Source organism: Frigoribacterium sp. PhB24 (assembly GCF_003755185.1).
In the GTDB taxonomy this organism is placed as follows: Bacteria; Actinomycetota; Actinomycetes; order Actinomycetales; family Microbacteriaceae; genus Frigoribacterium.
The window spans coordinates 35,634-55,867 of sequence record NZ_RKIC01000014.1 but is presented as its reverse complement, the minus strand read 5'-3'; the positions used below and the strand labels follow the sequence as shown (position 1 = coordinate 55,867).

18 protein-coding genes are annotated in these 20,234 nt (G+C 67.6%); 11 read left to right on the top strand and 7 right to left on the bottom strand.

The window, feature by feature from the left end; translation table 11 throughout:
* The first annotated feature begins 255 nt into the window (after positions 1-255).
* The 3 genes from EDF50_RS13335 to EDF50_RS13325 are packed head-to-tail and all read left to right on the top strand — an operon-like array spanning position 256 to position 2,887.
* Positions 256-1,251, top strand: a complete 996-nt coding sequence (locus tag EDF50_RS13335) for an NADP-dependent oxidoreductase (RefSeq protein WP_123520161.1) — start codon at positions 256-258, stop codon at positions 1,249-1,251.
* Positions 1,252-1,297: 46 nt separating this feature from the next.
* Positions 1,298-2,152, top strand: a complete 855-nt coding sequence (locus EDF50_RS13330) for an alpha/beta fold hydrolase (RefSeq protein WP_123520017.1) — start codon at positions 1,298-1,300, stop codon at positions 2,150-2,152.
* A gap of 30 nt (positions 2,153-2,182) precedes the next feature.
* The gene (locus EDF50_RS13325; RefSeq protein WP_123353566.1) at positions 2,183-2,887 is read left to right on the top strand and encodes an SDR family oxidoreductase; all 705 of its coding nucleotides are present in this window, start codon (positions 2,183-2,185) and stop codon (positions 2,885-2,887) included.
* 21 nt (positions 2,888-2,908) lie between these two features.
* Here the strand turns inward: EDF50_RS13325 and EDF50_RS13320 are convergent, their stop codons facing one another.
* Positions 2,909-3,514, bottom strand: coding sequence for a TetR/AcrR family transcriptional regulator (locus EDF50_RS13320; RefSeq protein ID WP_123520016.1), 606 nt, complete (start codon positions 3,512-3,514; stop codon positions 2,909-2,911).
* A 109-nt stretch (positions 3,515-3,623) separates the two neighbouring features.
* Between EDF50_RS13320 and EDF50_RS13315 the strand changes: the two genes are divergently transcribed.
* Positions 3,624-4,334 (top strand): SDR family oxidoreductase, encoded by a 711-nt coding sequence (locus EDF50_RS13315; RefSeq protein WP_123520015.1) that lies wholly within the window; start codon positions 3,624-3,626, stop codon positions 4,332-4,334.
* Positions 4,335-4,406: 72 nt separating this feature from the next.
* On the opposite strand, the gene EDF50_RS13310 is transcribed toward EDF50_RS13315, so the two are convergent.
* Entirely contained in the window at positions 4,407-5,444 is a 1,038-nt protein-coding gene (locus EDF50_RS13310) for a LacI family DNA-binding transcriptional regulator (protein WP_123520014.1), read from the bottom strand.
* A gap of 34 nt (positions 5,445-5,478) precedes the next feature.
* Entirely contained in the window at positions 5,479-7,764 is a 2,286-nt protein-coding gene (locus tag EDF50_RS13305) for an alpha-L-rhamnosidase (protein WP_123520013.1), read from the bottom strand.
* A 329-nt stretch (positions 7,765-8,093) separates the two neighbouring features.
* Here EDF50_RS13305 and EDF50_RS13300 point away from each other — a divergent pair, with 329 nt between their 5' ends.
* From EDF50_RS13300 to EDF50_RS13290, 3 genes are all read left to right on the top strand, one after another.
* Positions 8,094-9,359 carry an ABC transporter substrate-binding protein gene (locus EDF50_RS13300; protein ID WP_158612720.1) on the top strand — a complete coding sequence of 422 codons (1,266 nt, stop codon included), beginning with the start codon at positions 8,094-8,096 and terminating at the stop codon, positions 9,357-9,359.
* Between the two features lie 96 nt (positions 9,360-9,455).
* Positions 9,456-10,382 carry a carbohydrate ABC transporter permease gene (locus EDF50_RS13295; RefSeq protein ID WP_123520011.1) on the top strand — a complete coding sequence of 309 codons (927 nt, stop codon included), beginning with the start codon at positions 9,456-9,458 and terminating at the stop codon, positions 10,380-10,382.
* Between the two features lies 1 nt (position 10,383).
* Positions 10,384-11,205: a carbohydrate ABC transporter permease gene (locus EDF50_RS13290; protein WP_123353573.1), complete on the top strand. Its 822-nt coding sequence runs from the start codon at positions 10,384-10,386 to the stop codon at positions 11,203-11,205.
* Positions 11,206-11,229: 24 nt separating this feature from the next.
* Here the strand turns inward: EDF50_RS13290 and EDF50_RS13285 are convergent, their stop codons facing one another.
* The gene (locus EDF50_RS13285) at positions 11,230-11,700 is read right to left on the bottom strand and encodes a MarR family winged helix-turn-helix transcriptional regulator (RefSeq protein WP_123520010.1); all 471 of its coding nucleotides are present in this window, start codon (positions 11,698-11,700) and stop codon (positions 11,230-11,232) included.
* Between the two features lie 111 nt (positions 11,701-11,811).
* Here EDF50_RS13285 and EDF50_RS13280 point away from each other — a divergent pair, with 111 nt between their 5' ends.
* A complete protein-coding gene (locus EDF50_RS13280) occupies positions 11,812-13,635 on the top strand; it encodes an NAD(P)/FAD-dependent oxidoreductase (protein WP_123520009.1) in 1,824 nt (607 codons plus the stop codon).
* Between the two features lie 134 nt (positions 13,636-13,769).
* A complete protein-coding gene (locus EDF50_RS13275; RefSeq protein ID WP_199738794.1) occupies positions 13,770-14,666 on the top strand; it encodes an SMP-30/gluconolactonase/LRE family protein in 897 nt (298 codons plus the stop codon).
* Positions 14,667-14,737: 71 nt separating this feature from the next.
* On the opposite strand, the gene EDF50_RS13270 is transcribed toward EDF50_RS13275, so the two are convergent.
* From EDF50_RS13270 to EDF50_RS13260, 3 genes are all read right to left on the bottom strand, one after another.
* Positions 14,738-16,414: an Mbeg1-like protein gene (locus tag EDF50_RS13270; RefSeq protein ID WP_123520007.1), complete on the bottom strand. Its 1,677-nt coding sequence runs from the start codon at positions 16,412-16,414 to the stop codon at positions 14,738-14,740.
* Positions 16,415-16,457: 43 nt separating this feature from the next.
* On the bottom strand, positions 16,458-16,967 hold the full coding sequence (locus EDF50_RS13265) for a DUF1269 domain-containing protein (protein WP_123520006.1): 510 nt from the start codon (positions 16,965-16,967) through the stop codon (positions 16,458-16,460).
* Between the two features lie 80 nt (positions 16,968-17,047).
* Positions 17,048-17,647: a TetR family transcriptional regulator gene (locus tag EDF50_RS13260; protein ID WP_123353579.1), complete on the bottom strand. Its 600-nt coding sequence runs from the start codon at positions 17,645-17,647 to the stop codon at positions 17,048-17,050.
* A gap of 130 nt (positions 17,648-17,777) precedes the next feature.
* Between EDF50_RS13260 and EDF50_RS13255 the strand changes: the two genes are divergently transcribed.
* A complete protein-coding gene (locus EDF50_RS13255) occupies positions 17,778-19,076 on the top strand; it encodes an ABC transporter permease (protein ID WP_123520005.1) in 1,299 nt (432 codons plus the stop codon).
* Positions 19,073-20,212 (top strand): ABC transporter permease, encoded by a 1,140-nt coding sequence (locus EDF50_RS13250; RefSeq protein ID WP_123520004.1) that lies wholly within the window; start codon positions 19,073-19,075, stop codon positions 20,210-20,212. Before EDF50_RS13255 ends, EDF50_RS13250 begins: the two co-directional genes overlap by 4 nt.
* The last annotated feature ends 22 nt before the right edge of the window (positions 20,213-20,234 follow it).

Sequence of the window (20,234 nt, the reverse complement as noted above, 5' to 3'; positions counted from 1 at the left end):
TCGAAGGCGAGGTGCTTCGCGAACGACCTCAGATACGGTCTGTCCATGCTGTACGTACAGAAGGTAGCAAATGCATGTCGTGGGCGCCAGCACCATTTCATTCCGACCGCTTCGGGCCTCGAGAGTCCCCGTCGCCGATCGGGGTCGGCAGTCGCTGCTCGCATGGTTGACACTCAAAGTGACTACGCTCATAATTGAGTTTCCTCGGTAAATCGGTAGATTCTCCGAGAGCCCGACGACCCGGAAGTGACCACCATGCGAGCCTTCGCCTTCGACGCCTACAAGCAGCCCCTGCACGAGACCGACGTCCCCGAGCCCACCATCGGCATCCACGACGTCCTCATCAAGGTCGAGGCCGCCGGCCTCAACCACCTCGACGCGAAGATCCGCGAGGGCGAGTTCAAGCTCATCCTCCCGTACAAGGCACCCCTGACCCTCGGGCACGACCTGGCCGGCACGGTCATCGAGGTGGGCGGCTCGGTCCGCAGCCTGAAGCCCGGCGACGCGGTCTACGCACGCCCCCGCGACCACCGCATCGGCACCTTCGCCGAGCGCATCGCCGTCGACGAGGCCGACGTCGCCCTCGCACCGACCACGATCAGCACCATCGAGGCCGCGTCGCTGCCCCTCGTCGCGCTGACGGCCTGGCAGGCCCTCGTCGAGCGCGGCGACGTGCAGCCCGGCCAGAAGGTGCTGATCCACGCAGGCGCGGGCGGGGTCGGCTCGATCGCGATCCAGCTCGCGAAGCACCTCGGCGCACACGTCGCGACCACCGCCTCCTCGTCGAACGCCGACTTCCTCCGCGAGCTCGGGGCCGACGTCGTCGTCGACTACCGCACCCAGGACTTCGAGGAGGAGCTTTCCGGCTACGACCTCGTCCTCGACAGCCTCGGCGGTGAGAACCTGGCGAAGTCGCTCCGGGTGCTGCGCCCGGGCGGCCTCGCGATCGGCATCCAGGGCCCGCCCACGCCCGCCTTCGCCGAGGCCGCGGGCCTCAATCCCGTCGTGCGCCTCGCCATCGCTGGCCTCAGCCGCAAGGTGCGTGCCCAGGCGAAGAAGCTCGGGGTCCGATACGAGTTCCTCTTCATGCACGCCGACGGCAGCCAGCTCCGAGAGATCGCCACACTCGTCGACGCGGGCGCGATCCGCCCGGTCGTCGGCGCGACGCACCCGTTCGTCGAGACCGCCACCGCCCTCGACGGGCTCGGCAAGGCCGGGATCCGCGGCAAGGCCGTCATCACCCTCCTGTAGCTCGCCCCGCCACAGACCCGCGTCGCCTCCTAGGAAGAGAACCGGCATGACCACCTCAGAACCCGTTGTCAGCTCGTATGCTGACGCCCCCTCGAAGACCGTCACCGCGAACGGCGTTCGTTACGCCTACCGCGAGCTCGGGCCACGGGGAGGCATCCCGGTCGTGTTCTTCGTGCACCTCGCCGCTACCCTCGACAACTGGGACCCGCGCATCGTCGACGCGATCGCGGCTCATCGGCACGTGATCACCTTCGACCAGCAGGGCGTCGGCGCCTCGTCGGGGCGTGTGCCGGACACCATGGAACAGGCGGCCGACGACGCCTACGCCTTCATCAGTGCTCTCGGTCACGACACGATCGACGTCTTCGCGCTGTCGATGGGCGGCATGATCGCCCAGGACCTCGTCGTGTCGCACCCCGAGCTCATCCGCAAGCTCGTCTTGACCGGGACCGGCCCGCGTGGCGGGAAAGACATCGACAAGGTCGCCGGCATCACCTTTTACGACGTCCTGCGATCTGTCTTGACGCGGTCCGACCCGAAGGAGTTCCTCTTCTTCAACCGAGACCGTGTCGGCAAGACCGCCGGCGAGGCGTTCGTGGCCCGCCTCGCGGAACGCACCCGCGACCGCGACGCCAAGATCAGCCTCCGAGCATTCGCCACCCAGCTCAAGGCGATACAGAGCTACGGCCGCTCGAGACCGTCTGATCTGGGTGTCATCACGCAGCCGACCCTGATCGTCAACGGCGACCACGACCGCATGGTTCCCACGGTGCTCTCGCATGACCTGCACCGCCGCATCGCCGGGTCAGAGTTGATCATCTACCCGAACTCCGGCCACGGCAGCATCTTCCAATACTGGGAGCAGTTCACGACGGCCGCGGCGAAATTCCTCACGGACTGATCCCTCTTTTCTCCGACGAAAGCAGCCCACATGACCTCACTCCAGAACGCAGTCGTCCTTGTCACCGGTGCGAACGGAGGCCTCGGGACCGAGTTCGTCCGTGCCGCCCTCGCTCGTGGGGCAGCCAAGGTCTATGCCACAGCCCGGGCCCCTCGGGAATGGGGCGACGAACGCGTCGTCGAGTTGACGCTCGACGTGACGGACGCCGCGTCGGTCGCCGCTGCGGCCGCCGCAGCGCCCGACGTGACCGTTCTCGTCAACAACGCAGGCGGGCTGCCGGCTACCGCGAGCATGCTCGACATCGAAGAAGCCGACCTCCGTCAGACGATGGAGATCAACTTCTTCGCTCCTGTCCGAATGGCCCAGGCCTTCGCCCCCGCTCTCGTCGCTGCCGCCGACGGAGCCCTGATCGACATCCACTCCGTGGCCAGTTGGTATGCCTTCGGCGGGGGATACAGCGCTTCGAAGGCTGCGTTCTGGTCCGCCACCAACACGCTGCGGCTCGAGCTGGCTCCCCGAGGGGTGCTGGTCACGGGCGTGCACGTCGGGTACGTCGACACCGCGATGGCCGCGCATGCAGACGGAGAGAAGATGCGCCCGGCCGAACTAGTGGCCGCCGTCCTCGACGGGGTCGAGGCGGGTGCCTTCGAGGTCGTCGCCGACGAGCTCAGCGCGGCCGTGAAAGCAGGTCTCTCCGGACCGATCGCAGAGCTCTACCCCGAACTCGCCAGCTGACCGCCTGGGGGCCTGCTGGGCTCACCGAGGCGGCAGGATCGCCTTGAGCTGACGTCGCACCCCCGCGACGATCTCGTCGTCCGGCACGGACTCGTCGACCGCCGACGACATCGCGAGCATCATCACCGCCGACACGACGTGGGCGAGCGCGGCCGCGTCGGAGGGCGCCGCCGAGGTGAGGCGCACCACGATCCCGGCCACCGCCTCCTCGGTCCTGGCCACGATCGCGAGCGCCTCCGCGTGGTGCGGCTCCGTCGCGTCGCCGAACGCCATCTCGCGGAGGTACGTGCGGCCGTTCTCGACCTGGGCCCGGTTGCAGTGCACGATCGGCTCGAGCACGGCGACGACAGCGTCGAGCGCGGTCGAGGCGGCCGAGGAGGCGCGGATCCCCTCGTCGAGGGACCGCGCGTACGCCGCGTTCTGCGCCAGCAGCAGCAGCTCGCCCTTCGTGCGGGCGTAGAGGAACAGCGTGCCGGCGCCGACGTCGGCCGCCTCGGCGATCTGCTGCGTCGTCACCTCGTCCACCCCGTGCCGGGCGAACAGGTCGGAGGCGGCGCGCGTGATGCGCTCGAGCTTCTCCTGCTTGTTGCGCTCGCGCCGGCCGGGGGGCGGGGCTGACGGCGTCATTCGGATCTCCCGGAATAGAAACTGACTGAACTCAATTATGACATGAGTCACCTACGGCGACTCGATCACGAGCCGCCTCATCCTCGCACCACCCCCGAAAGGAACACCCATGATTGACATCACCGGCTCCGTCGTCCTCGTCACCGGAGCGAACGGGGGCATCGGCACCCAGTTCGTCGAGGCCGCCCTCGCCCGCGGCGCCGCCAAGGTCTACGCCACGGCCCGCACCCCGCGCACCTGGGACGACGAGCGCGTCGTGCCCCTCACCCTGGACGTGACCGACGCCTCCTCGATCGCGGCCGTCGTGGAGGCCGCCCCCGACGTGACGATCCTCGTCAACAACGCCGGCGCGAACGCGCCCACGCCGGGCATCCTCAGCCACACCGACGACGAGATTCGTGCGAACGTCGAGACCAACTTCCTCGGGCCGCTGTTCCTCGCCCGGGCCTACGCGCCCCTCCTCTCGGCCCGCGGCGGCGGCACCGCGATCATCGACATCCACTCCGCCCTCTCCTGGTACGCCGTCGCCGGCATCTACTCCGCGACGAAGGCCGCGCTCTGGTCGGCCACCAACTCGCTGCGCCTCGAGCTGCAGCCCGCGGGCGTGCAGGTCGTCGGCGTGCACGTCGGCTACGTCGACACCGCCATGGCCGCAGGCGTCACCGACGCGAAGACCGACCCGGCAGTGCTCGTGTCCGACGTGCTCGACGCCCTCGAGGCCGGCGAGCACGAGGTGCTCGCGGACGAGACCTCGCGCCAGGTGCGGGCGGCGCTCTCAGCACCGCTCGAGGCGCTGTACCCGCAGCTCGCACGGGACTGACGACGGGAGCGTCGACCCTAGGTCCACCAGGCTCGCTGCTCCGACCGATGGTCGGTCAGTGTGCCCGGCGTGCTACCGCTGTGCGGACGAGTTGCGGATCACGAGCATCGGGTCGAGCTCGACGTGGCGTGGCTCCGTCGGTGTCTCCCGGATGCGGTCCATCAACAGCTCGATCGCGGTCGCTCCGATCTTGACGCCGTATTGATCGACGGTCGTGAGCGAGACGAGCGGGTGGCTCGCCAGCTCGATGTTGTCGTAGCCGACGACAGAGACTTCACGGGCGGACAGCCCCCGTTCGGCGACGGCACGCAGGGCCCCGATGGCGAGGGTGTCGTTGCCGGCGAAGATCGCCGTAGGGCGACGGGCCCTGTCATCCAGGAGGAGTCGGGTGGCGATGTAGGCCGAGTTCTCCGATGCGTCCGAGATCACGACGTGGGGTCGCAACTCGTTCTCGAGCATGCATCGTTCGTAGGTCGCCTGCCGGATCGCGTGTGGGGTGGAGGAATCGGCCCGGGTCGGGCCGGACCCCACCGTGAGGTGTGCGATGTCCCGGTGGCCCAGTGCTAGGAGGTGCTCCATCGCCGACGTGACTCCCGCACGGTCGTCGTTGGTGACCGTGTCGTAGTTGATCTGGCGGTCGTGGCGGCCGACCAGCACCATGGGGACGTACTCGGCGAGCCGATCCAGGTAGCTCGGAGTGACTTCGAGGGAGATCGCGAGGATGCCATCGACCTGCCTGTCGACGAGGGCGTCGAGGACCTTCTTGTCCCCCTCGCCGTCGAGAGCCGGAGCGATGATGAGCTGGTAGCCGCTGCCGGCCAGCCCATGTGCCGCTCCCGTGGTGACCTGCGTGAAGAAGTCGTTGCCGAGCTGGGGCATCTCCGAGCCGATCGCGATCGTGAAGGTCTGACCACGCATGCCACGCGCCCCGGTGCGCGGACGGTAATTCAGGTCGTCGATCGCACGTTGCACCCGCTGCTGCATCGCGGGGCTGACTCCGTAGGCGTTGCGGATGACCTTGGAGACAGCACCCTGAGACACTCCCGCATGGCTGGCGACATCGGCGAGCGAAGGTCGACGACGACGCCCTTGCTCGTTGACCTGTGTCATCGTCGCTCCCTCTGCGTCCTGCCCTCGGGCTGCCTCACTGTACTGGGGCGGCGTCGATCGGTTCACGGACAGGTGCGATGACCTGGTGGGTTCCTGGCGGCAGTTCCTCGTCAGGTCGTCCCCTCCGGCGGAACACGCCGACCGAGCCGCGAGGGATCGTGATGTCGAACCGTACGTCGTCGCCCGATCGCGCCCAGCTGACCTCGGCGTGGCCGTGGGGGGTGACCAGGGAGCTGCGCGCCCAGTCGATGCCGGGGCCGATGTCGGGGGCGATGAGGATCTTGCGGTAACCCGGTTCCAGAGGGGCGAGGCCGCCGACGACACGATGCATCCAGTCAGCGACGGCGCCGAGCGCGTAGTGGTTGAAGCTGGTCATGCCACCGGGATTGATGCTCCCGTCGGGGAGCATGGAATTCCACCGTTCCCAGATGGTCGTCGCGCCCATCGTGACCGGGTAGAGCCACGAGGGGCACTCGCGCTGGAGCAGGAGCCTGTACGCCGTGGCCGTCTGGCCGGTGGACGTGAGGGCGTCGTTGATGAAGGGCGTACCGGCGAAGCCGGTCGAGATGTGGAAGCCGCTCTCCTGGACGAGTTCCGCGAGCCGCTCGCCTGCCCACGCCTCCTGCTCGGGTTCGAGGAGGCCGAAGACGATGGCGAGCGAGTACACGGTCGTGCAGTCGCTGAGGATCATGCCAGAGTGCACGTACTCACGGTGGAAAGCGGCGCGAAGGCCGTCTGCCATGCTCTTGAACTCGGCTGCCTCAGCGGCATGTCCGAGGACGGTCGCAGTTGCGCTGATACGTGCAGCGCTGCGGTAAGCACACGCGGTCGCGACGACTCCGGGGTGCGCCTTGGCGGCGCCGGGCTCATCTGCCGGCGCGTCGGGGTCGAGCCAGTCCCCGAACTGGAAACCGGTGTCCCACACCCCTGTCGAGGACAACAGGGATCGTAGGCGGCGACCGTAGGTGACCATCGACTCGAAGGTCTCGTCGAGCACTCGCGGATCGCCGTACGCCTCCCAGAGCGACCACGGGACCCAGACGGCCGCATCGCTCCAGAACGCGGCGATCTCCTCGGCGCCGGCGCCTTCCTGAGCGACAGTCGCGTACTTCAGGACATCGGGAACGATGTACGGGACGACGCCGTCGTGGTGGTCCTGCTCGAGGGTGACGTCACGGAGCCAGTCGGCGAGGAAGTCCTGCACGTCGAAGAGGTAGGCGGCGGTGGGGGCGAATGCAGACAGGTCGCCCGTCCAGCCGAGGCGTTCGTCTCGTTGCGGGCAGTCAGTGGGGATGTCGACGAAGTTGCCGCGCATGCCGCGAACGACGTTCTCGTGCAGTTGGTTCAGGTCGGGCACGGAGCACTCGAACGATCCGATGCGTCGCAGGTCGGACGAGATGGCGATCGCAGAGGACGCTGCCTCGACGTCTCGCAGGGGTGCGTCCCAGCCGATGATCTCGGCGTAGCGGAAGCCGTGGAACGTGAAGGTCGGCTCGAAGACGTCGTCCCCGCCCGAGAGGATGTAGACGTCGGTGGACTTCGCCGACCGGAGGGTGCGCAGGGCCAATTCTCCGTCTTCCAGGACTTCAGCCTGCCTGACCGTGATCGTCGTTCCCGGGGTGCCCCTGAGCTCGAGACGAACGAAGCCGACGATGTTCTCGCCGAAGTCGATCAGGGTCGTCCCGGAGGGGCCGTACCACGTCCTCTGTGGGGGAAGCTCGTCGATGCGTCGGACCGGCGCGGCGGGATCGAGGTCGAACTGTTCAGGGTCGTAGTCGACTACGTGGACGGAGCCCCAGTCGGGGCTGCTGAAGCCGGGCATCTTCCAGCTCTCGTCACGGAGCCGGGCATCGATGATCTGCCCGTCGTAGAAGTCGTTCGCGACGATCTCGCTGGGCCCGACGGACCAGGTCTCATCTGTGACGACGACCTGCTCGTGCCCGTCCTCGAAGCAGATGCGCAGCTGCGCCCAGGCGGCGATCTCCTCGCCGTACCGGGCGGTCTCGATCCACCCGAGTCGACCCCGGTACCAGCCGTTCCCTACTGCGATGCCCAAGGTCGAGTCCTTGGCGAGCAAAGTCGTGACGTCGTGATCGACGTAGTGGAGCCGCCACTCGTAGCTGGTCCACCCAGGTGTGAGCAAGGCGTCGGAGACGGGGACCCCGTTTATCCAGGCTTCGCAGATGCCGAGCGCGCTCAGTGACAGAACGGCCGCCGTCACGAGTCCATGACCGTCGTCGAGCTGCAGATCGCGGCGGAACAGTGGTGCGCTTGCTGGCTCGTCGTCGGCAGCGACGAAGCGAGCGGTTCCGAAGGTCATGAGGGTCTCTTTCAGGGCACACAGACTGAGTCTGCGGACGAGTCGGTGCTGGTGCGGACATCGCTCTGGCAGCGGCCGCAGGCCCACTCCGACGCGTAGCTCCGCGCCGAGCGAACGACTCACGGTAGTTCCCGACGAGTTCAGGTGTCAATCGATTTACGGACCTCGTCCCGCGTGCGTCAATCGATTTACGTCAACTGATTGACGAAAGAAGACGAGGCCCCTAATGTCGGTCTCGCATCGCCTCGTGGCCGTTCTCGTGACCGTCAGGCGACCTGCCTGGCCAACGCGGTCCGGGTACTCACCCTTGAAGTCCAATGGAGCATTTCATGCGTAAAGCAGCAGCACTCGTGCCCGCGGCCGTTCTCTCGGCACTCGCACTCGGCCTTGCAGGTTGTTCTGCCGGCCCACAGTCCGCCGGTGGCGGCGACGAGAACACCTTGACCGTCTCGGGGTGGAGTGGAGACGAGGTGATGTCTGCCCTCGCGAGCCAGTTCGAGGATGACAACCCGGGCGTCACCGTTGAGATCACCGAGCTCCCGTGGCCGAACATCCTCACGCAGATCAACACCGAGATGGTCTCAGGAACCGCATCCGACTTCGTCGTCGTGTTCCCGGGCAACGGGAACCCGATCACGGCGCAGACCCTCGCCAAGGGCAACTTCCTCGAAGACCTCAGCTCAGACGAGTGGACGGGCGATTTCACGGACGTCAACAAGGCAGTGATGGGCGCTGACGGCAAGATCCTCATGGGTTCCAACAACTTCACCATCATCCCTGCCACCTACAACACGCAGGCCCTGGAAGCGCTCGGTGCAACAGCTCCCACCACGTGGACCGAAGTTCTCGACCTGTGTTCTGCTGCGAAGGCGGAGGGAAAGGTCGCCTACGCGTTGGCGGGACTCGCCGGCGGAACCTTCAACTACCTCCCCTACGCCCTGTCGGCAACGCTGGTCGATGGCGCCGACCCCGACTTCGCCTCCGAGCAGGCCTCGGGGGATGCGACATTCGCCGACTCTGAGTGGTCGACGGTCCTCGACAAGTACCTCGAGATGATGGATGCAGGCTGCTTCACCGCCGACGCCTTGGGGACGAGTCTCGAAGTCGCTCAGGGTCAGGTCGCGACGGGCGACGCCGTCGGCATTGTCACCGTCAGCAACCAGATCGGTGACATCGAGCGTGCCGCCCCGGAGGGTTCGACCTTCGAGACGGCACCTCTGCCCGCAACGGACGACCCGTCCGAGACAGTCCTGCCAGTCGGGCTCGGATCCGGATACGGCGTGAACGCGAAGGCCAAGAACAAGGATCTCGCGAACAAGTTCATGGACTTCTACCTGAGTGAGCAGGGCGTCCAGCTGGCGCTCGACACCGGGTCCATCTTCCCCAGCGTCCCCGTGGACGGGTTCGAGCCGACTCCTGCCCTGGTGGGCGTCTCCGAGCAGGCCCAGAGCGACAAAACCGCTGCGTTCCCCGACCAGACCTGGCCCAACTCCAACACCACGAAGGTGTACCAGGACGAACTGCAGAAGCTTCTCGGGGGTCAGACCTCGGTCGACGACGCCCTGGCGGCCATGGACTCCGCCTACGCAGGCTAGTTCTGCGACGCCCCCGAGGCGGTGCGATCCCGCGTGGACCCGACGCATCGCACCGCCTCTCCACGCCAGTCACTGCGCCGAGAGAAGAAGAGCACCATGGCCATCGCCCCTGCCGCCGCGGCGAGCACCCTGCCAAAGAAAAAGCCGAGCCGCCGTTACCGCGGGTATGCCCAAACCGTCTGGTGGTTCGTCTTGCCTGCCGCCGTCGTCTACGTGTTCGCAGTCATCGTCCCCAGCGTTCAGGGTGCGTTGTTCGCGTTCACCAACTGGGATGGCGTGTCGGCCGAGCGGGCGTGGGTAGGGGCGAAGAACTTCTTCGCGATCCTCGACGATCCCAATGCCGTCGTCGCCATCCGGAACACCCTGCTGATCGCTGTCGCGGTCACCATCATCCAGAACGTCCTCGGACTCCTGATCGCACTGGGGCTCAACTCGCAGATCAAGTCACGGAACGTCTTGCGCGTCGTCATCTTCGCCCCGGTGGTGATCACGTCGATCGCGGTCGGTTTCCTCTGGCAGAACCTCTTCGCTCCCGCCGGCGGGATCAACGTCGCTCTCGAGGCGGTCGGACTGGGCGGGCTGCGTCAGAACTGGCTCGGCGACCCGGACGTCGCGATCTGGTCGATCATCATCGTCGTGATCTGGCAGTTCGTCGGGTACTCGATGGTCATCTTCCTCGCCGGACTCCAGGGTGTGCCGGAAGAAGTGCTCGAGGCTGCCGCCATCGACGGCGCAGGCCCGGTTCGCCGATTCTGGTCAGTCGTGCGGCCCATGCTCGCACCGGCGATCACGATCAACGTGATGCTCTCGATCATCGGGGGCTTCAAGCTCTTCGACCAGGTCTTCGCCATGACCCAGGGCGGTCCGGGTGGTGCCACGAACACGATCTCGACCTTGATCTACTCGAATGCCTTCCAGCTCGGCCGATTCTCGTACGGAGTCACCCTCGCCGTGGTCCTGACCGTGTTCGTCGCGATCGCCTCTGCCATCCAGTACAAGCTGCTGTCACGACAGGAGAACTGACATGTTCCGATACACATGGCGGACAGCCGTTCTCGAGGCGGTCATGATCTTGGTGGCCATCATCTTCCTCTTCCCCATCTATGTCTTGGTCAGCCTCGCGCTCAAGGCCCCAGGCGACCAGAGCTCCACCCTCGCGCCACCACTCGAGCCGACGTTCCAGAACTTCGTCGACGCATGGAACCAGGGTGGACTGGGAACGGCACTGATCAACAGCGCCGTCGTCTCGGTCGTGGCCATCACGATCATCGTCGTTCTCAGCGCCGCCGCTGCCTACCCTCTGTCGAGGCTCGCCACTCGATGGTCCAAGGGCACCTACTACCTGTTCCTCCTCGGACTGCTCCTCCCCGCCCAGCTCGCTCTGCTGCCCCTCTACCAGACGATCCGCGACCTAGGCCTGCTGGGGAGCCTCGCGGGTGTCATCCTCGTCACGGTCGGGCAGAGCATGCCCTTCTCGATCTTCCTCTACGCCGGGTTCATGCGTGCCCTGCCGGCGGACTTCGAGGAGGCGGCGTCGCTCGACGGGGCCAGTGCGTTGCGCGCCTTCCGGTCCATCGTGTTCCCACTCGTCCGTCCGATCACGGGCACCGTGATCATCCTCACGGCAGTGTCGACGTGGAACGAGTTCCTCACGCCTCTGCTCTACCTCTCTGGATCGCAGCAGCAGACGATCACGATCGCGGTCTATGGTTTCGTCGGCCAGTACGGGGCGCAGTGGAACCTCATCTTCGCCGGAATCATCATCAGCATCTTGCCGATCTTGATCGCCTACTTCTTCCTGCAGCGGTACATCGTCGCCGGATTCGCCGGTGGGCTGAAAGGCTGACGTCTCCCACCGGGCAGGCGGCGGTCAAGCCTGGTCGAGAGCAGTGATCTGGCGGGCGATCCCTGTCATCCCTCTGAGGAGCCCTCGCAGTTCCGGGAGACTGAGGCCTTCCAGCACGTCGTCCCGGAATTCGGGGCGGGCCGAGACGATGTCGCGTACGACCGAGCGACCTAGGGTCGTCGCCGTCACTCGCCGGACACGGTGGTCGGCCGGATCCTCGACCCGCTCGACCGCTCCCAGTGCCGTGAGGCGGTCGAGCAGGCCGGACATTGCGGCCTCGGAGACCCCACACGTCGTCGCGAGAACCCGACCAGTCGCGGCGCCGTCACCGGTGACGAGAAGTGTCAGCACCTTGAGCTGCTGAACGGTCAGGCCTAGGGACAAGAGGGGCGCGGCCGAGGCTGGCAGCGTCGCCGTCTCGAGGAGCGTCGTGACGACGCGGAGTTCGCTCGCGATGCGCTCTCGTTCGGTCACGGTGCCCTCGTCGGCGTTCACGTTCTCACACTAGAGCAGAACTGACAGGCACGATTCAGGTCCAGATGCTTAAGGTCGCATTAAGCAGTTGTCACATGTCGGCTGCGTTCACGAGACCGCACGAGGAGCACCATGACCGACCGTACGTCCGACACCCTCGACCTCGCCCCCAGCGCCGACGACCTCGACGCCCTTCGTGACAAGTACGCGGCGGAACGCGACCGCCGCCTCCGTCCCGACGGGGCGGGCCAGTACCGCCGGGCTGCTGGTGAGTTCGGCTACTACGCGAAGGACCCTTACACGCCGTGGACGGAGAGGCAGGCGTTGACCGACCGGGTGGAAGTCTTGGTCGTCGGTGCGGGCTTCGGCGGTCTCGTGACGGCCGCGCGCCTCCGCCAGGCCGGGATCGACTCTCTCCGTCTCATGGACGAGGCTGGTGACGTCGGCGGTACCTGGTACTGGAACCGCTACCCCGGGGTCCACTGCGACATCGAGTCCTACGTCTACATGCCCCTTCTCGAAGAGGTGGGGACGGTGCCAGAGTGGCGGTACGCACCGGGGGAGGAGATCAGGAGACACGCCGTCGCGATCGCCGAGGCGTTCGACCTCTACCGGGACGCGGTCTTCCAGACCCGCATCACAGAGCTCACCTGGGACGACGATGCGGCGGAGTGGATCGTGAACACCGATCGAGGCGACCGGATGCGTGCCCGCTTCGTCGTCACCTCGTCTGGCACCCTCAGCCAGCCGAAGCTCCCCGGCATCCCCGGGATCGAGTCCTTCCGCGGGCACACCTTCCACACGAGCCGATGGGACTACGGCTACACGGGCGGCACGCCCGACGGCGACCTGACCGGGCTGGCCGACAAGAAGGTGGCCGTCATCGGGACGGGAGCGACCGGCCTGCAGGTGGTGCCGCACGTGGGCCGTGACGCGCAGCACACGTTCGTCTTCCAGCGCACGCCCTCGACCGTCGACGTGCGGGACAACCGCCGCACCGACCCGGACTGGGCCGCGTCACTCCGACCCGGGTGGCAGAAGAAGCGGCAAGACAACTTCCTGGCCGTCGTCTCCGGCGAGGACGTCGATGTCGACCTCACGCAGGACGGCTGGACGTCGACTCCCGACCTCCAGCGCGCGATGATCACGGGCAAGCTCGACCCCGCCCTGACGCCCCAGGAGCGCGAGCGTCGTGACGAACTCCTCGACGCGCAGAAGATGGACGCCATCCGGGCACGGGTGGACGCCGTCGTCGACGACCCGACCATTGCGGAGGTGCTCAAGCCCTGGTACCGCTACATGTGCAAGCGCCCCGGCTTCAGCGACACGTACCTCCAGACCTTCAACCGCGAGAACGTCACACTCGTCGACGCGGCCGACCACGGTGGCATCACCCGCATGACCGAGACGGGGATCGTCGTCGGCGACACCGAGTACGAGGTCGACTGCGTCATCTTCGCCACCGGCTTCGAGGTCGGGGTCTCGGGCGTCCTCAGCGGGACCATGCCCGTGCACGGTCGTGATGGCCGCACCTTGCTCGAGGCTTGGGCGAGAGGGCCCGAGACGCTGCACGGCTTCTACAGCCACGGGTTCCCGAACCTCTTCCAGCTCGGGGCCCTGCAGAACGCCAATTCGGTGAACTTCGTCCACATCTTGCAAGACCAAGCAGAGCACATCGCGGCGGTCGTCACCGCGGCGCGTCAGGCGGGTGCCGGGATCGTCGAGCCCAGCGAGGAGGCGCAGCGAGAGTGGACGAGGGAGGTCCAGGAATCGGCCTTCGACAACGAGCAGTTCCAGGCCGATTGCACACCGGGCTACTACAACAGCGAGGGCAAGGGGCGGCCGAACGACTTCACGTACGGACCCGGTCCCGTCGAGTTCCACCGGGTCCTCGAGGCTTGGCGTGAGGAGCACCTCGACGAAGTCCTCCGGGTCGAGACTGAGGTCTGCTCGTGACTGGACGTCGCGTCGTGGGCGGCCTCGCCGCGTTCGTCAGTGCGACCGTCTTCCTGGTCGGGTGTACGTCCACGTCGAAGCCAGGACCCGGCGGCACGCCCGACACGCAGGTCACGACCGCCACTCAGCTTCTCATGGTCACTGACGTCCACCCGGAGACCGGGTCGACGTTGCTGGAAGGCCCGACGTTCGGGCCGGACGGAGATCTCTACGTCGTCGACGTCACGGCACCGGCGGGCGAGCCGAAGGTGATCCGCATCGACGTCGAGACCCAGGCCGTCACGCCGGTCTACACCGACGACATCAGCGCGTTCACCTCGGCGCAGTTCAGCCCGTACGACGGCCGCCTCTACCTCACGGACATCGCGGGCGGCGCCATCACGAGCATCACCCCGGAGGGTGAGGACCCCCAGGTGTTCCATGCGGGTGAGGTAGACGGTCAACGGTTCAGCCCGGACGACTTGGCGTTCGACGAGCACGGTGACCTCTACGTGAGCGACTTCACAGCCTTCCCCGGAGCGCCTCTCGAGGCTGCCTCCCTCGGGGGGCGCGTCGTGCGGTTCGACGCCGAGACGGCCGAGCCCACGGTCGTCCTGGACGGCCTGGCCTCGCCGAACGGCATCTCGTTCACCGACGACTTCAGAGGTCTCTGGCTGAGCCAGTACGCGGCGAACCGCATCGACCTGCTGACGCTGACCGAGGACGGAAAGGGCGCAGCATCCGTGCACCCGGCTGTGTACGTCGACGCCGGGTCGGCGCACGTCGACTCGAACGCGGTCGACGCCGAGGGCAACATCTACCAAGGGTTCGAGGGCTCGCCACGGATCGTGGTGCACGGCGCGGACGGCGACGAGCTGGCTGCGATCGAGCTCCCCGCGGACGATGTCGCCGCCGGCCTGTCGTCGGCCACGAACGTCGCGATCGAGCCAGGAACTGACAAGGGCTACATCATGGTCAGTGGGGCCGCCGGCGGGTACGTGTACGAGTTCACGGCGCTCGCCGAGGGCATCAGGCAGTCCAACGGAGGTTGAGCGGTCGACGCAGCTGGCAGAAGGGCTTCCACGACTACTCGGAGCGGTGAGCGACCCGGACTGGAAGGGCGCTACGAAACCCGAGCGTCATCGCCGAACTTGGCGAGGTCCTCGATCGCGGACTCGTCGACGTAGGCGCGGCGGACGCGGTCATGGACGGTGAACAGCATCTCGACGAGCCCGGCGACGATGAAGTACAGGCCCACCTGTAGCACGAAGAGCGACATGACGCGGTCGGCCGTCACGAGGGCGACGACCCCCATCAGCACCGCAACGGCAGCGCTGATGAGCAGGAGTGCACCGCGCATGCCACGGCGAGGGCGACGGTACAACAAGGGAAAGCCGTCCTTCGCGCTCGAGCAGCCGGCCGCGATCAGGGCCGCGCCGAGCAGCAGGTTGGTCGGCGTCACGAGGCTCTCCACGTTCGCCAGGCCGACCAGCAGGAGCGCGAACGCGAAGACGCCGCCGGCGATCCAGGGCCAGCGCACCTCGTGCTCCTTCCTGTACCGGGCCGCGTACCGCAGGAGGCGCACGGCGACGACCACGCTCACGACGAACGTGGCGAAGGCGCCCAGCACCTGGAGCGCGACGACGGGTGCCTCGACGAACAGGACCCCCACGACGACGAGGAGCGCACCGCGCACCATCTGGCCCCGGCGCAACAGCTCGGACGTGTCGACCCTGCGCACCGCGCGACGCAGTACGCGGACCGTCGTACCGAGGGAACGACGCGTCTCGCTCCGGCTGCGCACGAGGGAGAAGAGCACCGATTCGAAGCTGCCGTGGTCACGACGGGCGACGTCCTGGACCAGGGTGGCGCCTCCGGCCCCCAGGGCGGTGAAGAGCGCGTCGGTGAAGTCGCGACGGTCGTCGTGTGCCGCGTCCTCGAGCCAGGCGTCGATGAGGCCGGAGACGGTGGCGGCACGGGCGGAACCGGTCGCCCGCTCCACGAGGTGCGTGCCCTCGACCTGCCACGTCATGATGTCGTGCTGCACGATGCCCTTACCGGTCGACGCCACGATGAGCGAGGCGGGACCGCTCTCGAAGAGCCGTCCGATGACGGCGAACTCGGGCACGATCTTCGTGGTCCGTGAGCGGAGGACCTCACGGGCATCGAGATCGGTGATCTCGGGGCTCAGCCCGGGACCGTCGTTGTCGTAGACATGGACGATGCGCTCCCGATCGGCAGGTGTCGTCGACAGGGCGGCGAAGACCGCGAGGTGCCCACCCTTGGAGTGCCCGCCCACGCGCACGGGCCCTGAAGTGGTCGCCAGGACCTCGCGGAGATACGCGGCGGCCGAGGTCTGGGCCGGCACGCGGTCGAAGCTCAGGGTGAAGTCCTCGCGCCAGCCCACCAGGGAGTTGTCGGTGCCCCGGAACGCGACGTAGCTGCTGCCGTCCGGCAGAGCCACCGTCACGGCCGCGAACTGGGTGCCGGTCACCGCGTCCGTGATGTCCACGGCGCGGGAGAGGAGGGCCTCGCCGAAGCGCCGCGACGAGCCCGCGTCGACGACCAGCGCCGGGGGCACGAAGACGAGACGCCGGGAACGTGGCGTGCCCGCCTCCTGCTCGGTCAGCGCCCGTCCCACGGCCTGGAGCGTGACCGCCCCGCCCCCGAGGGGCGGGACGAGGTCTCCGAGTTCGACGTTGGCCAACGCGGCGAGCACCAGATTGTCGACGATGTTGAAGGCGTCGTCGTCGAACGGCAGGTCGCCGCGCCAGCGCACGTAGTCGTGGAGGTTCGGCATGAGGTCAGAGGGCAGCGGAACCGGTGGGCGCAGTCACGCCGGGTCAGTCGCGGTCGGCGTCGGGAGCCGGGACGGATGCGAAGAGGTCGGCGACGCTCGTGTCGACGGGGACGGCGACGATCCGCTCGGCGTCGAGGGACTCGAGCACTCGGCGTGCGCTGGCGACGGTGTCCGTCGCGAGCTCGAACACGACGACGGATTCACGGGCCCCCAGGGAGGCGCCGAGCTCACGCAGCTCCGCGTCCTTGAACCCGACGTCGCGGAGCTTCGAGGCCAGAACGCCGATGCCGCTGCCTGCGAGCACGCCGAGGGGTCCTCCGATGAGGCCGATCGCTCCGCCTACGAGTGTTCCCCGCCCGGCTCCCCAGTCCTTGGTCTCCATGAAGCGGGGTGTCCCGTCCGACTTGACGGAGAGGATTGCTGTGTTCCCGATCTTGCCTGGGTGCGCGACCGTGACGGCAGCGCCTGCACGGGAGCCGCCATCGGGCGTGCTGAACGACGCGGCGAGGATCTGGCGGGTGGTGGCTCGGTCGTGTTCCGTGGTGGTGCTCATGATGGGCTCCTTCTCGTGGCGCCGGCATCTGCCGGCTCATGGGACCACTCTCGCCGACGCCGCCGGGGGCGGAGTCGTCCTCAGGGACGGTCCTCGCCTCGTCCGTCTGCAGTAGTCCCGGTGAGGAGGCGCTGCAGGCCAGGGGCATAGAGGGCGACGACCTCGTCGGCAGGTGCGTCGCGGAGGAAGCGGTCGTCGTAGACCGCGAGCGCGGACATGAGGCCCGTCAGCTGGGCCGCGAAGAGGTGCGCCCGTAGGCGGGCGTCCGGACCGGCGAGCTTCGCGACGAGCGGGTCGGCGAAGAACGTGATCGTCGACTCGCGGAGGCGTGCGTGGATCTCCGGTCGGCCGGAGGCTCGCACGATCGCCCCGAAGCTCTGCAGTCCCTTCTTGCGGCTCGCCATGATGCGTGCCACCGCCCGCTCGGCGACCTGCTCGACGGGCCCGTCGAGCAGGGCCTGCCACGCCTGGACGCCGTCCACGCTGACGACGAACAGCGCCTCCTTCGATCCGAAGTGGCGGATGACGATCGCCGGATTCACGCCGGCGTCGGCAGCGATGTCACGGATGCCGGTCGCGTCGAAGCCGTCGGCGGTGAAGAGGCGACGCGCCGAGGCGCGGATCGCGTCCTTCACCGAAGCGCTGCGATCAATGCGGCCTGGCGGCGGTGAAACGGACATCTTGCCTTCTCTCGGGTTGCGACGTCGTCAGTCAGAGTCTCGCGCATCCGAGATGGGCCAGGCGCATTTGACCTGACTGTCAACGCCGTTTACATTGTAAATGCTGTTTACATCTACCTGTGGAGATCCCGTGACCGACACCCCCGCCCCCGCGATGGCTCAGGGGGCCGAGACGGCCTCTGCTCCCTCGGTGGCTGAGCCAAGCCGCGCTTCCGTCGCCAAGAAGCTCGTCTTCGCTCTTCTCCTGCCGCTGTACTTCGTCATCGTGTTCCCTGTCATGTTCGTGTCCGCCCTGCACGCGCCCACGCCCCACGACCTCTCGCTGATCGTCGTCGGGCCGGCTCAGGTCGTGGGGCAGATCGCCGACGGGCTCGACGAGACCAGGGAGTTCCGGGCGACCCACACCGACGTCGTCGAAGAGGCGCGCAGCAGCGTCGAGGACCGCACCGTCGAGGGGGCGATCGAGATCACCCCCGTGCCCGCTGCCGACCCGACGGAGCAGACCGACTTCGTGGTCACCACCTACTACGCTGACGCCGAGGGGCGATCGGTGGGGTCAGCCGTGCGAGCAGCAGGCGACCAGGTCGCCGAGCAGCTGGGCACGACGGCCGAGGCCGTCGACGTCGCCCCGCTGGCTGCGACCGACACGCTCGGCACGACGCTCTTCTACCTGCTCACCTACACGTCGCTCGCGGCTTACCTCGTCATCATCGTGCTGACCCAGGTCCAGCCTCGCGCCCGGCTCCGCACCCGGTACCTCGCGTCGGCGATCACGGCGGTCATCGCTCCGCTCATCGTCTTCGGCCTGTCGTCGATCTGGGTCGGCGACTACGGCGCGAGCTTCGGCACCATCGCGGGACTGCTCGGCGTCAACGCCCTCTACGTCTTCACCGTGGGAGCGGCGGCGATCCTCATCCAGCAGTTCCTCGGCAACGTAGCGACCTTCGGGATCATGGGCTTCATCGTCTTCCTGAACTTCCCGAGCGCAGGAGGCGCGGGCCCGTCGGCCATGCTGCCGCCCTTCTGGCAGGCGGTGCACTCCTTCTACTTCGGCGCCGGTGCGAACGAGGCGTTCCGGTCCATCGTCTACTTCGACGGCGCCGGGGCACAGAGATGGGTGCTGCAGTTGCTCGCGTGGACGGTCGGTCTCGTCCTCGCCACGGTGGTCGTGCACCTCGTCAAGACGGTGCGGGCGCAACGTGTCGATCTCGCCCTGCTCACCGACCGCGATGCGCAGCACGTCGACGCGCGGCGAGAGCTGCGCGAGGCGAACCGCCTCGTCGACGACGAGGCTGGCGACCGTCACCGCCACGTCAAGGTCGAGGCCTACGTCCTGGACGACGAACCCGACGCCGAAGCACCGACGAGCGAGCCACGCCGCTCGATCACCGCCGGTCACCCCTCCACTTCCGAAGGAACGGCCCGATGACCCCCTCCGAACAGCGCCCGCACGGCACGCACCTCCCGGAGCGCTTCGAGATGCCCGAGAACCACCTCGACGTCGTCGTGTCGCCCGGGTCCATCGACACCTCGCGGCGTGCGTCGCTCAAGACCACGCTCATCGCGGTCGTCTCCATGCCGTTGTTCTTCCTGCTGGCCTTCACCATCTGCTACGTCAGTGCCTCACACGCGCCGGTGCCACACGACCTGGCGCTCACCATCAGCGGTCCGGCCTCGATCACCGACCCGCTCGCTGAGATGATCGACGACGAAGCCCCGGCAGCCTTCGACGTCACGCAGACGATCAGTGCCGACGATGCTCGCGAGGCCGTGGCGAAGCGGGAGGCTGTGGGAGCGGTCGTCGTCGACGGCTCCGACGTCACGACGGTCATCGCCTCCGGAGGCGGTGCCCTGGCCACGCAAGTCGTCCAGACCGCAGGGCAGGAGATCGCGGACGAGCTCGGCGGCGTGAACACGGTCGAGGACGCATCGCCCCTGCCGGCCGACGACCCCGGAGGATCGGTGCTCTTCTTCCTGCTCGTCGCCTGCACGGTCGGCCCGTTCCTCAGCATCACGGCCATCAGCCAGGTCCTGCGGAAGGCGCGGACGCGAACGTACGTGGCGACCGCGGCGGGTGCCGCCGTGCTCGTGCCGATCATCGCGTTCTCGATGATCAGTCTGTTCGTGGACTACGGAGTGACTTTCGGCACGGTTGCCGCGGTCCTCGGGGTGGCGATGATCTACGCCTTCACCGTGGGCCTGCTGGCGACGTTCTTCACCAAGGTCGCCGGCCAGGGCGGGGTGCTGCTCGTCATCCTCTTCCTGGTCGCCCTCAACTTCCCGAGCGCGGGCGGGACCGCTCCTGAGTCGATGCTCCCGCCGTTCTGGCAGGTGCTGCACCAGGGATGGCTCGGGGCCGGAGCCTTCGAGCAGATGCGGAACATCCTCTTCTTCGCCGGTGACGGCAGCCACCGCTGGCTCCTGCAGCTGCTCATCTGGACGGCGGGCGCCGCAGCGCTGGTCGGGCTCGTCACGGTACGCGACAGGCGGCGCTCCGCAGCGGGCGACGTCGACCACGACGCTGATGGGAACAGCCCCTCAGTGGGAGCAGCCGTGGTCGGGTGAGGTGCAGGGGCAAACGACCCGA

Excerpts from the sequence above, each read along its gene's own strand:
- EDF50_RS13295 (WP_123520011.1), top strand. The coding sequence starts at position 9,456 with ATGGCCATCGCCCCTGCCGCCGCGGCGAGCACCCTGCCAAAGAAAAAG.
- EDF50_RS13330 (WP_123520017.1), top strand. The coding sequence starts at position 1,298 with ATGACCACCTCAGAACCCGTTGTCAGCTCGTATGCTGACGCCCCCTCG.
- EDF50_RS13325 (WP_123353566.1), top strand. The coding sequence starts at position 2,183 with ATGACCTCACTCCAGAACGCAGTCGTCCTTGTCACCGGTGCGAACGGA.
- EDF50_RS13265 (WP_123520006.1), bottom strand. The coding sequence starts at position 16,967 with ATGAGCACCACCACGGAACACGACCGAGCCACCACCCGCCAGATCCTC.
- EDF50_RS13250 (WP_123520004.1), top strand. The coding sequence starts at position 19,073 with ATGACCCCCTCCGAACAGCGCCCGCACGGCACGCACCTCCCGGAGCGC.
- EDF50_RS13310 (WP_123520014.1), bottom strand. The coding sequence starts at position 5,444 with ATGACACAGGTCAACGAGCAAGGGCGTCGTCGTCGACCTTCGCTCGCC.
- EDF50_RS13305 (WP_123520013.1), bottom strand. The coding sequence starts at position 7,764 with ATGACCTTCGGAACCGCTCGCTTCGTCGCTGCCGACGACGAGCCAGCA.
- EDF50_RS13290 (WP_123353573.1), top strand. The coding sequence starts at position 10,384 with ATGTTCCGATACACATGGCGGACAGCCGTTCTCGAGGCGGTCATGATC.
- EDF50_RS13315 (WP_123520015.1), top strand. The coding sequence starts at position 3,624 with ATGATTGACATCACCGGCTCCGTCGTCCTCGTCACCGGAGCGAACGGG.
- EDF50_RS13260 (WP_123353579.1), bottom strand. The coding sequence starts at position 17,647 with ATGTCCGTTTCACCGCCGCCAGGCCGCATTGATCGCAGCGCTTCGGTG.
- EDF50_RS13280 (WP_123520009.1), top strand. The coding sequence starts at position 11,812 with ATGACCGACCGTACGTCCGACACCCTCGACCTCGCCCCCAGCGCCGAC.
- EDF50_RS13275 (WP_199738794.1), top strand. The coding sequence starts at position 13,770 with ATGGTCACTGACGTCCACCCGGAGACCGGGTCGACGTTGCTGGAAGGC.
- EDF50_RS13335 (WP_123520161.1), top strand. The coding sequence starts at position 256 with ATGCGAGCCTTCGCCTTCGACGCCTACAAGCAGCCCCTGCACGAGACC.
- EDF50_RS13320 (WP_123520016.1), bottom strand. The coding sequence starts at position 3,514 with ATGACGCCGTCAGCCCCGCCCCCCGGCCGGCGCGAGCGCAACAAGCAG.
- EDF50_RS13270 (WP_123520007.1), bottom strand. The coding sequence starts at position 16,414 with ATGCCGAACCTCCACGACTACGTGCGCTGGCGCGGCGACCTGCCGTTC.
- EDF50_RS13300 (WP_158612720.1), top strand. The coding sequence starts at position 8,094 with ATGCGTAAAGCAGCAGCACTCGTGCCCGCGGCCGTTCTCTCGGCACTC.